Raw genomic sequence first — 12665 nt, forward strand, 5'->3', positions numbered from 1 at the left:
GGCGCATGGGGAATGGGTGCGAAGCCATGCAAGGCTATGCGTCGTTGTGAAACGACACACTCGACACCGTCGACGACGCCTTCTCTCAGGCGGCCGTTGCCAATGCTCGCAACTTGGCGCTCGGCGCGTGGTGCCGAGCCGGCTACAGCGACAGTTTCGAGCGCTTGGGCAACTGCGCGCGCAGGAACGCCATCTGGTCGGAGAGGATGTTGCGGTTGGACAGGATCAGATGTTCGATCCAGCTCGGCCGGTACGGCACCGCCAGCAACGGCATATGCGCCTGCTGTGGCGTCCGGTTGGCCTTGCGCGAGTTGCACTGGAAGCAGGCGGTGACCACGTTCTCCCAGCTGTCGCGGCCGCCCTTGGAGACCGGCATGACGTGATCGCGGGTCAGCTGCGGGCGACTGAAGTGCTGGCCGCAATACATACACAGCTGCGCATCGCGCGCGAACAGCGCAGTGTTGCTGAGCGTCGGCGTCGGGTCCAGCGCACGCGAACGCGCGTGCCCACGTGCGGCGATGATGGGATGCAATTCCAGCACGCTGCGCGCGCCGGTCAGGCGCGAAATGCCGCCATGGATCTGCATGCAGGGCTCGCCCAGCGTCCAGGACACCGCATCGCGTGCGTACAGACAGGCGGCGTCCTGCCAGTTGATCCAGTCCAGCACCCGGCCATGCGCATCGAGCGAAAGCAGGCGCAAGGTAGGAAGCTGCTGGATTGCAGCGACAGCGCTGCCCGCGACCGGAGCAGAAGAGCCTCCGGGGAAGATCACATCACCTGCGTGCGTGTCTGTCTCCATCGGGAAAACAGCTTATACCCGATCGTTGACAGTTTGTGTATCGCAGCGAACGGCTTTGGCGCGCGTCTTGCAATCAGGGATCAGCACGTCCCCGCCCAGCCGCCCCGGCCGCGCTGCGTCACCCATCTTCGGGCGCGTTGCAGGCCTTGTCCGTAGGAGCGCACCCGGGCGCGACGTCTTGCCGATCGGTACCGCCTCATCGCGGCCAGGTCCGCTCCTACGACAGCGGCAGAATCCTGGGGTGTTGCCATAGGAGCACACCCGGGCGCGACGTCTCGCCGATCGGTACTGCCTCGTCGCGGCCAGGTCCGCTCCTACGACGGTGGCGGAATCCTGCGGTGTTGCCGTAGGAGCGCACCCGGGCGCGACGTCTCGCCGATCGGTACCGCCTCGTCGTGGCCAGGTCCGCTCCTACGACAGCGACGGAATCCTGCGATGTTGCCGTAGGAGCGCACCCGGGCGCGACGTCTCGCAGATCGGTACCGCCGCATCGCGGCCAGGGCCGCTACGACAGCGGCCCTGGCCGCGATGATGGCACTTGCTCAGGCTTCGCCGAACAACTCCGCGTCCAGCGTCATCAACGGCGCTGCGCCGCTGCGGATGGTGGCGGCATGGGTCAGCGTGCGCGGCAGCACGCGTGCGAAGTAGAAGCGGGCGGTTTCGCGCTTGGCGCGCTTGAACTCCTCGCTGTGCGCGGAAGCATCGGCAGCGGCCACGCTGCGCGCCCACCAGTACGCCAGCACCACATAGCCGGAATAGAACAGGTAGTCATAGCTGGCGGCACCGAGTTCGTCCGGGTTGCGGGCGGCGCGATCGAGCACATCGCGGGTCAGCATCGCCCACTCGCTGCACTTGTCGCGCAGCGGCTCGATGAACTCGGCCAGCGCCGCCGCGTCCTGCTGCGCATTGGCGAAGCGTTCGACATCGGCCAGGAACAGCTTCAGTCCTGCCGCCTGGCTGGCAGCGGTCTTGCGGCCGATCAGGTCCAGCGCCTGGATGCCGGTGGTGCCTTCGTAGATGGTGGTGATGCGCGCGTCGCGGGCCAGCTGCTCCATGCCGTATTCGCGGATGTAGCCGTGGCCGCCGAAGCACTGCAGCGCGTGGTAGGTGTTCTCGATCGACCATTCGGTCTGGCAGGCCTTGGAGATCGGAGTGAGGAAGCTCACCAGGGTCTCGGCGTCGGCGCGCTCCTGCTCGGTGGCGCCGCGGTGGGCCACGTCGACCAGGCTGGCGGCGTACAGCGCGAGCAGGCGGCTGCCTTCGGTCAGCGACTTGATGGTCAGCAGCATGCGGCGCACGTCCGGGTGCACGATGATCGGGTCGGCCGGCTTGTCGGGAAACCTGGCGCCGCTGAGCGCGCGCGATTGCAGGCGCTCGCGGGTGTAGCGCAGCGCGTTCTGGTACGCCCGTTCGGACAGGCCGATGCCCTGCAGGCCCACGCTCAGGCGTGCGGTATTCATCATCGTAAACATGGCCTGCAGGCCCTTGTGCGGCTGGCCGACCAGGTAGCCCTGCGCGCCTTCGAAGTTCATCACGCAGGTCACCGAACCCTTGATGCCCATCTTGTGCTCGATCGAGCCGCAATGCAGTGCGTTGCGTTCGCCCACGTTGCCGTCGCGGTCCACCTTGAACTTGGGGGTGACGAACAGCGAGATGCCCTTGGCACCGGGCGGTGCGTCCGGCAACTTGGCCAGCACCAGATGCACGATGTTGTCGGTGAGATCATGCTCGCCGGCAGTGATGAAGATCTTGGTGCCGGTGATGGCATAGCTGCCGTCGGCGTTGGGCTCGGCGCGGGTCTTGAGCAGGCCCAGGTCGGTGCCGCAATGCGGCTCGGTCAGGCACATGGTGCCGGTCCAGCGGCCGTCGATCAGCGGCTTGAGGAAGACATCCTGCTGCCAGGTTTCGCCGTGCTGGCGCAGCGCTTCCATCGCGCCGTGCGACAGCAGCGGGAAGTTGCCCCAGGCCAGGTTGGCGGCGTTGATCATTTCGCTCAATGGCACGCCCAGCGTGTGCGGCATGCCCTGGCCACCGAACTGCGTCTCGGCGGTGAGCCCGTTCCAGCCGCCTTCCACGAACTGGTCGTAGGCCGCACGGAAGCCGGGCGGGGTGGTCACCGCATGGGTGCTCTTGTCGAAGGCACAGCCGATTTCGTCGCCGATGCTGTTGAGCGGCGCCAGCACCTGCGCGGTGAAGCGGCCGGCCTCTTCGAGCACGGCGTCGATGATGTCGGTGCTGGCGTCGGCATAGCCGAGCCGGGCGAACAACGCCTCGGCGCCAAGCACGTCGTGCAGGGCGAAGCGGAAATCGGTCAGCGGGGCGGTGTAGCTGCTCATGCGGAATCCTTCAAACGAGTGCGGGAAGGCGTGCGCGTCAGCGCAGCACGCCGTTGAGGCCGGGGGCCGGGCTGAGCGTGTTGCGCGATTCGACGCTGAAATCGCGCTGCTTCTTGTCCTGCGGCGTCGCCCACACCGTGCCCTTGAGCGAGTAAGACAGCGAGCGGCCGCCGGCGAGCACATCGGCCACGGTGAGACGGCCCAGCGAGGTCGGCTGCACGCTGACGGTCACCACGTCGGCGGTTTCCGGGCCGATCGAGATGCCGACGCTCCGGTCGAGCTTGCCGGCCAGCTGATCGCCGGCGGAAATCTCCAGCGCCACGCGCTCGAACTGCATCGGGATGCTGCTGTAGTTCTGCAGGCGCAGGTCCACCGACCAGGAGCCGTCGGCACGCACGGTCAATTGCTGGATGCTGGCGGCCGGCTCGGACACGCGGCGTACCGCACCGCCGCAAGCGCTCAGCAGCAGGCCACAGGCCAGCGAGACGATCAGGAAACGGTAGGCACGACGCATGTACTGAAGTCCTTGGCGGGATGAGGCGGCGCCAAGAATACTACGCAGTACGGTTGCTGCCTTGCTGCCTTACGGCGTGTCCGGGTGCAGGCGTTGCGGAGTATGCCCGGCGCGGCCCGCGTTCAGGCCGTTGGCGTCAACGCAATGGCGCAGCCACGACCAGCGGCGACAGGTCGTAGCCCATCTGCGTGGCCTGACGCTTGAGTTGCTCGAACTGCGCGCGCTGCATCTGTGGCGAGCGCGACAGGATCCACAGATAGGTGCGGTCCGGTTCGCCGACCACCGCCCATTGGTAGTCCGGGTCGAGTGCGATCACCCAGTAGTCGGCCCACACCAGCGGCAACCAGCTCAGCCACTCCGGCGCAAAGCGCACCTGCAGCTGCCCGGGCCGGCCCTCGACCGGCCGTGCCACTCCCTCGGCCTGGGTCAGCTCGCCATCGGCGGCGCGGCAGCCGTTGCGCACGCCGATCAAGCCATCGTCGCGCAAGGTGTAGCTGGCGGTGATGTCGCTGCGGCACTTCTTCTGGAACGACACCGGAAGATGCGCGATCTCATGCCACTGGCCGGCGTAGCGGGATATGTCCAATTGCGGCACTGCGCGTACCGGCTGTTGGGCCGCGGCCATCAACGGCAGCAGCAAGGCGAACGACAACAGCAGGCGGGGCAGGCGCATGACAATCTCCTCGGGACCCGCGCAGGCTAGGCCATGCCGCCTTCGGTGCGGTGTGAACCGATGCAAGAAAGCACGGTCGCCGCGCCGGCCCGCAACAAAGTTCATCGCAAGGCTTGCTCAAACTGCGCCTGCTCGCTATGATGCGCGTCCTCGCAACGCAGGCAGCATGTTGCGATAGTGGCCGAGTAGCTCAGTTGGTAGAGCAGGGGATTGAAAATCCCCGTGTCGGCGGTTCGATTCCGTCCTCGGCCACCATTTCCCAGCCTTCGTTCGCAAGGCTTCCCGGCAGTCGCCGGATGTGCAAACTCTCTTCCCGGTTTTGTCACCGCCACGTTGCAGCGATTGCTGCAAATGGATTGCTTGCGTTTGCTGGCAGACCTGTCGCCTGCGGCTAAACGAACTGCTGTGTTGCTCCGCGCTGTAACGCCGACTTCTGGGCGGCGCGTGCGTTGATCGAACTCCAGCTGCTGCGCAGCGCCTGATTGTTCCTTCTCCCCTCGGGAGAATGTGCCCGAAGGGCGGATGCGGGTAAGGCCCGCCCTTGAATGGGCTTGGCAGATTGCGTCCGGTGACCCAAGGGGTTGGAGTCGGCTCGCGCGCTGCCGGATCGCGGTGGTTTTCCACGTGGTCTTCAACTGCGCGTGGCGATACTTCCGCGCATGACGCACAAAACACTTCGACGCACGTTGATTCACGGCTACTGCGGTGAGTTCCGCGTGGAAACGATGGAAAGTCAGGCCCCTGGACAGACCCAGTGGTCGTCGACGGCGTTCGTGTATCACCGCGACCACCCCTTGCCGATCGCCACGATCGAGGGCGCGGGGCAGGGTGAGTACCGCGGCGATGCGCGCGAGCAGGCGCTGCGCGTGGGTTCGTGTCTGGCCGAGTTTCTGGACCCGAAGGAATACCGGCTCTGAGGCTAGGCGCCGGCACCGCGGCGCCAGGCTGCGCTGATACGCATGAGCGGGCACAAGGTGCTCAAAGTCGATCCGCGCAAGCCGATCGCATTGTCTGCCTATACCCTGCACCCGATTGACGCGGCAGAGCGATTAGCGGCCTGCTGGCCACCAGTTGTCCATGTTGCGCCGGTAGACGAACAGGCGCGGTGCCTTGGCCACCTGCGCGGCTGCCTGGCGTTCGCCGGCGATCAGCGAAAACCCGATGTCGGCCAGCATGCGCGAGAGCGCGTTGGCGTTGCCGCGGCCCGGGTCGCTGATGACGATCTCGCACGAAGGCCTGGCCAGCGCGGGAATGAGGCTGGCCAACATGGTGGCGTGGCGGGTCTCGTACAGCACGTCGCTGGCGATGATCATGTCGAACTGGCCCATGTTCAGTGCGCCGGCGTCCCAGTCGAGCCGGCGATACGGCACCGAGTCCAGGGAGTTGAGCGCGGCGTTGTACGCCAGGAACACTTCGGCCAGCGGGTGATGATCGCTGGCGACCACGTCGGCGCCGCGCCGGCGTAAGACCAGGCTGGCCAGCCCCAGGCCGCAGCCGAGTTCGAGAATGCGCCGGCCTTCGATCGGGCGCGTGGCCATTGCCTCGGCCAGTAGCCGACCGGCAGGCCAGACCTGCCCGAACAGGCTCCATTGCGCCGATGAGATGCCTGCATCGGCCGCACTCTCGTCCGGATCGGCGTATTGCTGTTTGTCGGCAAGTGCGCGGATGACGTAGGTCAGTTGCCCGAAGGTCAACTCGTGAATCTGGGTCTGGTAGCCCGGCATGGTGGCATCGCATGATTGCCAGAGCCTGCGCTGGCTGGAAAGACGCGCGCAACGGCGCCAGAACGGCCGAACGAAGCGCAAGAGCTACTTGCTGCCCGCGCATGCTACGGCAAAACGACCGATGCACCTGCCTGCCAATGCTGGCCCGCCGTGCCGCCATTAACCTGCTTTCAGCAAGCGACGGCGCAGGCCATCGCTCACGGGTGCACGCTTGCATGCGCTGCTCATGGCCATTGCTGCTCACCGTGAGCTAGGCATTTCGTTTGGATGTGAGGGATCAGCTCACCGGCCCTGACTAGACTATTGCCACGGGAATGGCCCCGCGGAGAACATGCACTTGAACGATCCCGGCGACGCAGAGCTAAGGGCGCCTCACATCGGCGAATCGCGCAGTCTTCCTGTCGATAAGCACCGCTCGGATATCTTCTTTGCGGCGGTGGAAACCACGCGAATGCCGATGACCGTGACCGATCCGCATCTGCCGGACAATCCGATCGTGTTCGCCAACCGGGCGTTCCTGGAAATGACCGGGTATTCGTCTGAGGAGATCATCGGCAACAACTGCCGTTTCCTGCAGGGTCCGGAAACCGATCCGGCCAGCGTGCAGGACGTGCGCGAGTCCATCGAGCAACGCCGCGAATTCGCCACCGAGGTGCTGAATTACCGCAAGGATGGCTCCTCGTTCTGGAACGCACTTTTCGTCTCGCCGGTGTTCGACGAGCAAGGCAACCTGGTCTACTTCTTCGGTTCGCAGCTGGACGTGAGTCGTCGTCGCGATGCCGAGGACGCCTTGCGCCAGGCGCAGAAGATGGAAGCGCTGGGGCAGTTGACCGGCGGCATCGCGCACGATTTCAACAATCTGCTGCAGGTGATGTCCGGGCATCTGGAAGTGATCCAGATGATGGTCTCCGGCGATGCCGCCAGGAATGCCGAACGCATCGCCTTCAGCGCCGAACATGCCGCAACGGCCGCGGCCAAGGCGGCCACCCTGACCCAGCAACTGCTTGCGTTTTCGCGCAAGCAGAAATTGCGGGGGCGGGTGGTCAATCTCAATGGCCTGGTGTCGGGCATGAACAACATGGCCGAGCGCACGCTAGGGGGCGGCATCAGTCTGCGACAGTCGCTGGAAGAGGGGCTGTGGAACTGCCAGATCGACACCACCCAGGCCGAAGTGGCGCTGTTGAACGTGCTGATCAATGCGCGCGATGCGATGGCGCAGTCCGAGCGCAAGGAAGTGACCGTGCAGACCCATAACGTGGAAATCACCAGCCACGATCTGGCCATGCACCACCAGTTGGCGCCGGGTCGCTATGTGAGCATTGCCGTCAGCGACACCGGCTCGGGGATGCCACCGGACGTCGCCAGCCGGGTCATGGAGCCGTTCTTCACCACCAAGGACGAAGGGCAGGGGACGGGCCTGGGCCTGTCGATGGTGTACGGCTTCGTCAAGCAGTCCGGCGGCACCGTGCGCATCTACAGCGAAGTAGGCGAAGGCACCACGGTGCGGTTGTATTTTCCCGCATCCAACGAGTTCGAGAACGACCTGCAGGCCGTCAAGAGCCGTGCCATCGACAAGGGCGGCAGCGAAACTATCCTGGTGGTGGAAGACAAGCAGGACGTGGCGGTGGTGGCCAGGATGTTCCTGGAAAACACCGGTTACCGCATTCTCTCTGCAGCCAGCGGGCGCGAGGCGATCGAGTTACTCGAGCAGCATGCGGAAGTGGATGCGCTGTTCACCGATCTGATCATGCCCGGCGGCATGAATGGCGTGGTGCTGGCCCGCGAGGCGCGGCGCATGCTGCCCAGGATCAAGGTCCTGCTGACCACCGGCTATGCCGATGCCAGCATTCAGCGCACCGACGTGGGCGGCGCGGAGTTCGACGTGGTCAACAAACCGTATACGCAGAAGGAGCTGCTCAAGCGGATCCGCATGCTGCTGGACGGGCCGACCGGCGTCGGTTGAGGCGCACGCATCCGGGCGATGCGATGCCCGGATGTCGCCTGCAGATGATCGCTGCGATCGTGTAGCGGCTGCTGCGTTGCAGGCCTATCCTTCGCTGCGCTCCGCTCGTTCTGTCCTATCTGAGAACGGCTAAAGCCGCGGCCAGCAGTGCCCGGCCCGAAGGAAGTGTTGCGCAGGATCTGGAGGGCATGCGTGATGCACGCCGATCCCGGTTACCGGCCGCGCCCGCCCGGCAGTGAGCGCAGTGGTCTGTTGGCCGCGCTGAATCCCGACGTGCTTACTCTTCGCTCATCGGCGCGACATAGCCATCCGGCTTGTCAGCGTTGCGTTCGAACAGGAACTTCTGCAACTCGGCTTCGAGAAAGGCGCGGTGCTTGGGGTCGCGCGGCGACAGCCGGTTTTCGTTGATCAGCATGGTCTGGTGTGCCAACCACGCTTGCCAGGCGGTCTTGCCGATCTGCGCGAAGATGCGCTGGCCGAGCTCGCCGGGATACGGTACGAAATCCAGGCCTTCGGCGTCGCTTTGCTGGTACTGGCAGAACACGGTGCGGGACATGCGGATTCCTTGAAGTGCGTGCTTACAGTGCGTCGAGCAGCTTGCGGATCGGCGCCGGCAGACCCAGCGATGCGAGATCGGCGCGGGCGACCCAGCGCAGGTCGTCATTGTCGCGTACCGCAGGGCGCAGTGCGACCTTGCGTACGCGCAACGGCTGCAGATGCAGGCGGTAATGGCTGAAAGTGTGCACGATCAACGGCATCTCGTCGGCGCGTTCGTAGTCGCCCTCGATGTGGTTGTCGAACCATGCGCGCATGCCGCTGTCGGTCTCGGCCTGCGGCAGCGTCCACAGCGAGGCCCAGATGCCGGTCGGCGGGCGGCGCTGCAGCAGGATCTGCCTGTCCGCGTTTTCCAGCAGCAAGGCGGTGGCTTCGCGCTCGGGCAACGCCTTGCCGGGCTTGGGCGTGGGCAGTGCTTCCACCAGGCCGTCGCGGCGCGCCACGCAGTCGTCCTGCAGCGGGCACAGCACGCAGGCCGGTTTGGCGCGTGTGCACAGTGTGGCGCCGAAATCCATTTGCGCCTGGGTGTAGTCGGCCAGGCGGCCGGCCGGCACCTGCGCCACATGTGTCGTTGCCAGTTGCCACAACTGCTTTTCGATCGCCGGCAAGCCGGGGTAGCCGGCAATGCCGTGGAAGCGCGTCAGCACGCGTTTGACGTTGCCGTCCATGATCGCGAAGCGGTCGTTCCAGGCCTGGCTGAGGATGGCGCCGGCGGTGCTGCGGCCGATGCCGGGCAACGCCAGCAACGCATCGAAATCGCGCGGCAACTCGCCACCGTGCAGGGCGACGCATTGTTTGGCCGCAGCATGCAGATTGCGTGCACGTGCGTAATAGCCCAGCCCGGCCCAGTGCGCCATCACCGTGTCGTTGTCGGCTGCGGCCAGGTCGGCCAGGGTCGGAAAGCGGGCGACGAACTTGTGGAAGTACGGAATGACCACCGCGACCTGGGTCTGCTGCAGCATGATTTCCGACAGCCACACCCGGTACGGCGCGCGCGGATGTTGCCAGGGCAGGTCGTGGCGGCCATGGCCGTCGAACCAGTGCAGCAACAGGGCGACGAAGGCGTCAGCGGATGAAGCGGCGAGATCTGCGGGCATGAGGTCTGCTGGCGGCGAAGGAGGGCGGTGCTGAGCACAAGCGCGGTGTTGCGGTGGCGATCTCAGCGCAGTGGGAACGCAATGCAGACCAGGCACTGCTGGCAGAAGAAGCCTTCATCGCCAGGCCAATGCGGCGCCTGAGGTGCGTGGTAGTAAGACACTGCAGCATCGCTGCACTGCGTTGCACGCAGCGCAGCGGGCATGGGGCGCGCGAACTCCAGCACGCGTTTGGCACGCGACCAGCCGTGCGACACCTGCTGCACCGCGCGGCCGGCCTGCAACGCGCTTGCGTACAGGGGCTGCAGATGCGGGCAGGCGTCTTCCACTCAGCTGCCCAAGGCTTCCGGCAGCAAGGCATCGACGAAGGCGACCGGGTCGAATACGCGCAGGTCTTCCGGGCGCTCGCCGATGCCGGCGAAGCGGATCGGAATATTGAACTCGCGCGCCAGTGCGAACACCACGCCGCCCTTGGCGGTGCCATCGAGCTTGGTCACGACCAGGCCGGTGACGCCGACTGCGGCATGGAACTGGCGCAGCTGCGAGATGGCGTTCTGGCCGGTGGTGCCGTCGATGACCATCAGCACCTCGTGCGGTGCGGCGGCATCGATCTTGCCGAGCACGCGGCGGATCTTGCCCAGCTCGTTCATCAGCCCGGTCTGGGTATGCAGGCGGCCGGCGGTGTCGGCGATCAATACCTCGGTGCCGCGCGCCTTGGCGGCCTGCAGCGCGTCGAACGCCACCGAGGCCGCGTCGGCATTCTGCCCCTGCGCGATCACCGCCACGCCGTTGCGATCGCCCCAGGCCTGCAGCTGCGCCACTGCCGCGGCGCGGAAGGTGTCGCCGGCGGCCAGCATCAGGCTGTTGCCGTCGTCCTTGAAGCGCTTGGCCAGCTTGCCGATGGTGGTGGTCTTGCCGACCCCGTTGACGCCGACGGTGAGCACCACGAAGGGCTTGGCCGAACGGTCGATGACCAGCGGTTTGGAGACCGGCTGCAACAGCGCGATGAGGTCGGCGCGCAAGGCCTTGAACATCGCCTGCGCATCGACGAACTCGCGCGACTTCATGCGCTTGCGCAGCCCTTCGACCAGGGCGGTGGTCGCGCCGATCCCGACGTCGGCGGTGATCAGCGCGGTTTCGATCTCGTCAAGCAGATCGTCGTCGAGCTTGGGGTTGCGTGAGAACAGACCGCCGAAGCTGCGCGCGAAGCTGCTGTTGCGCAGACGATCGCGCCAGCCCGGCTTGCCGGCCGGAGCGGCCGGTAGCGCATCGCGCTGGCCGACGATGCTGTCGTTGTCGGAGCTGGCCGGCGCTGGAGCGCCGATCACGGCAGGGGCGACGACACTGGGCGCGGCGGCGGGCAACGGGGCGAGGGCCGGTTGCACTGCGGGCGCAGCTGTTGTGGCGGCAGGCGTCACGACAGCAGGTGCAACGACAGCAGGCGTTGTGGTCGACGGTACGACTGCGGGCATGGCGCCTTGCGCAGGCGTCGGTGCCGGCGTGCCTGCCGGCTGCATGGGCGCGCTATGAGGCTGCGCGACTACTGGTGGCACCACTACTGTCGGCACCACCACTGCAATGGGAGCCTGTGACGCGGCAGACGGAACCGGATCGGGCAGCGCCTGCAAGGCCGCAGGCGCGGGCGTCGCCGGCGGCGCGGGCGCGCTGGGAACCGCGGCAATGCTCTGCGCCTGGCCAGTGCGCGTGGCGATGTCCTGCGCAAGCTGTTCGGCCGGCGCCGCAACAGGCGGCGTTGCGGCTGGCGTTGGCGTTACCGCATCGCTGCGCGCGGGTGTGGTGGGGGCGGGCGACGCTGTCGTTGCCGATGTGCCGGGTTCGGCAGTCGGCATTGCCTCGACCGGCGATGCCGGGGTGGCGGCAGACGGCGCGGTGGGGAATGCGGCTGCCAGTTCTTCCAGGCTATAGCGCGAGGTACGCGCGCTGTCGGGCGTGGTTGGTTTGTTGCGGCGGAAAAAGCTGGCCATTGGCAACGCAGTAGGGGAAACCCGAAATTCTACCATCCGGGCCCAGGGTCGCCTTGACGCGACCTTCAGCGCGACCCTGTCCGGGCCACATCCTAAGCACCGCAACAGCAGTGCAACAACCGGGGCAAACTGCGTCGCCGCAGCACCACAAATGCTGCCGAATTCGGCATTTGTGCCAGCGCTGTGTCAGGGTATGTTTACGTGCCTACAATTGACCCTTGAGCGCACGGTAATCGCGCGGGGTCATGCCGACGGTTGCCTTGAACTGACGTGCGAATGCGCTCTGGTCGGCGAAGCCGCAGCGTTGCCCGATGCTGGCGATGCTGTCGTCGCCGTACAGCAGCCGCATCGCCGATTCGATGCGCAGCTTGGTCAGCAGTTGCTGCGGGGTCACCTGGAACACGCGACGGAAGTGCCGTTCCAGCTGCGCCACCGACAGACCGGCCAGGTCGGCCAGACTCTGCACGCGCAGGTTGTCGCCGAAATGGGCCTGCATGTGATCCATCACCTGGCTCAGACGCTCGTACGCCGAGTGCCGGCTGTCGGGCTGGCCCAGATCGCGCGAGATGCCGACCACGCCAATCACTTCGTTGGCCTCGCAGAGCGGGCGCTTGAAGGTCAGGCACCAGCCGGGCAGGCGGTTGGGATACAGATGCACCTCCAACTGGTTGTCGATGAGCTCGCCACACAGCACGCGGCGGTCCTGCATCATGTAGCTTCCGCCCAGCGGCAGCGGAAACACTTCCAGTGGCGAGCGGCCGATGATTTCGCTACGCAGCTTGCGTCCGAGCCGGCGCACCAGCGTCAGGTTGCAGTGGGTGTAGCGGCCCTCGCTGTCCTTGATGAAGAACACCACGTCCGGCAGCGCATCGAACAGCGTCTGCATTTCCAGCGCGGGAAGGTTGAGGTCCATCGGCGTCATGGTGGCGGTCACGATTGACGGCTGCACGAAAGGCGCGGCCCTGTATTGATCCTAGCGCAAACGCGGGGCTGTGGGCCGGCTTGTCGATTGTGCAGAGTTC

11 protein-coding genes and 1 tRNA gene are annotated in these 12665 nt (G+C 66.0%); 3 read left to right on the forward strand and 9 right to left on the reverse strand.

Translation table 11 applies throughout. The annotated features are described in order from the left end of the window. Positions 1-142: 142 nt before the first annotated feature. The 4 genes from FHT08_RS06150 to FHT08_RS06165 all read right to left on the reverse strand — a co-directional run bounded on the left by FHT08_RS06150 (position 143) and on the right by FHT08_RS06165 (position 4322). Positions 143-799, reverse strand: coding sequence for an HNH endonuclease (locus tag FHT08_RS06150; protein ID WP_104589787.1), 657 nt, complete (start codon positions 797-799; stop codon positions 143-145). Between the two features lie 542 nt (positions 800-1341). Beyond that, positions 1342-3135 carry an acyl-CoA dehydrogenase C-terminal domain-containing protein gene (locus FHT08_RS06155; RefSeq protein WP_166774561.1) on the reverse strand — a complete coding sequence of 598 codons (1794 nt, stop codon included), beginning with the start codon at positions 3133-3135 and terminating at the stop codon, positions 1342-1344. A gap of 37 nt (positions 3136-3172) precedes the next feature. Further along, positions 3173-3649, reverse strand: a complete 477-nt coding sequence (locus tag FHT08_RS06160; protein ID WP_166774562.1) for an LEA type 2 family protein — start codon at positions 3647-3649, stop codon at positions 3173-3175. Between the two features lie 136 nt (positions 3650-3785). Further along, positions 3786-4322 carry a lipocalin family protein gene (locus tag FHT08_RS06165; RefSeq protein ID WP_104536936.1) on the reverse strand — a complete coding sequence of 179 codons (537 nt, stop codon included), beginning with the start codon at positions 4320-4322 and terminating at the stop codon, positions 3786-3788. Positions 4323-4501: 179 nt separating this feature from the next. Here FHT08_RS06165 and FHT08_RS06170 point away from each other — a divergent pair. Together FHT08_RS06170 and FHT08_RS06175 are read left to right on the forward strand one after the other, a co-directional pair. Then, positions 4502-4577 (forward strand) — tRNA-Phe (locus tag FHT08_RS06170). A gap of 404 nt (positions 4578-4981) precedes the next feature. Then, positions 4982-5239 (forward strand): hypothetical protein, encoded by a 258-nt coding sequence (locus FHT08_RS06175; RefSeq protein ID WP_104536938.1) that lies wholly within the window; start codon positions 4982-4984, stop codon positions 5237-5239. A gap of 132 nt (positions 5240-5371) precedes the next feature. Here FHT08_RS06175 and FHT08_RS06180 read toward each other — a convergent pair whose 3' ends face one another. Continuing rightward, positions 5372-6046 (reverse strand): methyltransferase domain-containing protein, encoded by a 675-nt coding sequence (locus FHT08_RS06180; protein ID WP_104536940.1) that lies wholly within the window; start codon positions 6044-6046, stop codon positions 5372-5374. A gap of 337 nt (positions 6047-6383) precedes the next feature. Between FHT08_RS06180 and FHT08_RS06185 the strand changes: the two genes are divergently transcribed. Further along, positions 6384-8009: a hybrid sensor histidine kinase/response regulator gene (locus FHT08_RS06185; RefSeq protein WP_166774563.1), complete on the forward strand. Its 1626-nt coding sequence runs from the start codon at positions 6384-6386 to the stop codon at positions 8007-8009. 277 nt (positions 8010-8286) lie between these two features. Here FHT08_RS06185 and FHT08_RS06190 read toward each other — a convergent pair whose 3' ends face one another. The 4 genes from FHT08_RS06190 to FHT08_RS06205 form a co-directional block, all read right to left on the reverse strand. Next, positions 8287-8565, reverse strand: coding sequence for an oxidative damage protection protein (locus FHT08_RS06190; RefSeq protein WP_104606474.1), 279 nt, complete (start codon positions 8563-8565; stop codon positions 8287-8289). Between the two features lie 22 nt (positions 8566-8587). After that, entirely contained in the window at positions 8588-9661 is a 1074-nt protein-coding gene (gene mutY / locus FHT08_RS06195; RefSeq protein WP_166774564.1) for an A/G-specific adenine glycosylase, read from the reverse strand. Positions 9662-9987: 326 nt separating this feature from the next. Next, positions 9988-11643, reverse strand: coding sequence for a signal recognition particle-docking protein FtsY (gene ftsY / locus FHT08_RS06200; RefSeq protein WP_166774565.1), 1656 nt, complete (start codon positions 11641-11643; stop codon positions 9988-9990). A 205-nt stretch (positions 11644-11848) separates the two neighbouring features. Continuing rightward, positions 11849-12565 carry an AraC family transcriptional regulator gene (locus FHT08_RS06205; RefSeq protein WP_104606512.1) on the reverse strand — a complete coding sequence of 239 codons (717 nt, stop codon included), beginning with the start codon at positions 12563-12565 and terminating at the stop codon, positions 11849-11851. Between the last annotated feature and the right edge of the window lie 100 nt (positions 12566-12665).

Source organism: Xanthomonas sp. CFBP 8151, from assembly GCF_011761885.1.
GTDB lineage: Bacteria > Pseudomonadota > Gammaproteobacteria > Xanthomonadales > Xanthomonadaceae > Xanthomonas > Xanthomonas arboricola_B.

Excerpts from the sequence above, each read along its gene's own strand:
- FHT08_RS06150 (WP_104589787.1), bottom strand. The coding sequence starts at position 799 with ATGGAGACAGACACGCACGCAGGTGATGTGATCTTCCCCGGAGGCTCT.
- FHT08_RS06155 (WP_166774561.1), bottom strand. The coding sequence starts at position 3,135 with ATGAGCAGCTACACCGCCCCGCTGACCGATTTCCGCTTCGCCCTGCAC.
- FHT08_RS06160 (WP_166774562.1), bottom strand. The coding sequence starts at position 3,649 with ATGCGTCGTGCCTACCGTTTCCTGATCGTCTCGCTGGCCTGTGGCCTG.
- FHT08_RS06165 (WP_104536936.1), bottom strand. The coding sequence starts at position 4,322 with ATGCGCCTGCCCCGCCTGCTGTTGTCGTTCGCCTTGCTGCTGCCGTTG.
- FHT08_RS06175 (WP_104536938.1), top strand. The coding sequence starts at position 4,982 with ATGACGCACAAAACACTTCGACGCACGTTGATTCACGGCTACTGCGGT.
- FHT08_RS06180 (WP_104536940.1), bottom strand. The coding sequence starts at position 6,046 with ATGCCGGGCTACCAGACCCAGATTCACGAGTTGACCTTCGGGCAACTG.
- FHT08_RS06190 (WP_104606474.1), bottom strand. The coding sequence starts at position 8,565 with ATGTCCCGCACCGTGTTCTGCCAGTACCAGCAAAGCGACGCCGAAGGC.
- mutY (WP_166774564.1), bottom strand. The coding sequence starts at position 9,661 with ATGCCCGCAGATCTCGCCGCTTCATCCGCTGACGCCTTCGTCGCCCTG.
- ftsY (WP_166774565.1), bottom strand. The coding sequence starts at position 11,643 with ATGGCCAGCTTTTTCCGCCGCAACAAACCAACCACGCCCGACAGCGCG.
- FHT08_RS06205 (WP_104606512.1), bottom strand. The coding sequence starts at position 12,565 with ATGACGCCGATGGACCTCAACCTTCCCGCGCTGGAAATGCAGACGCTG.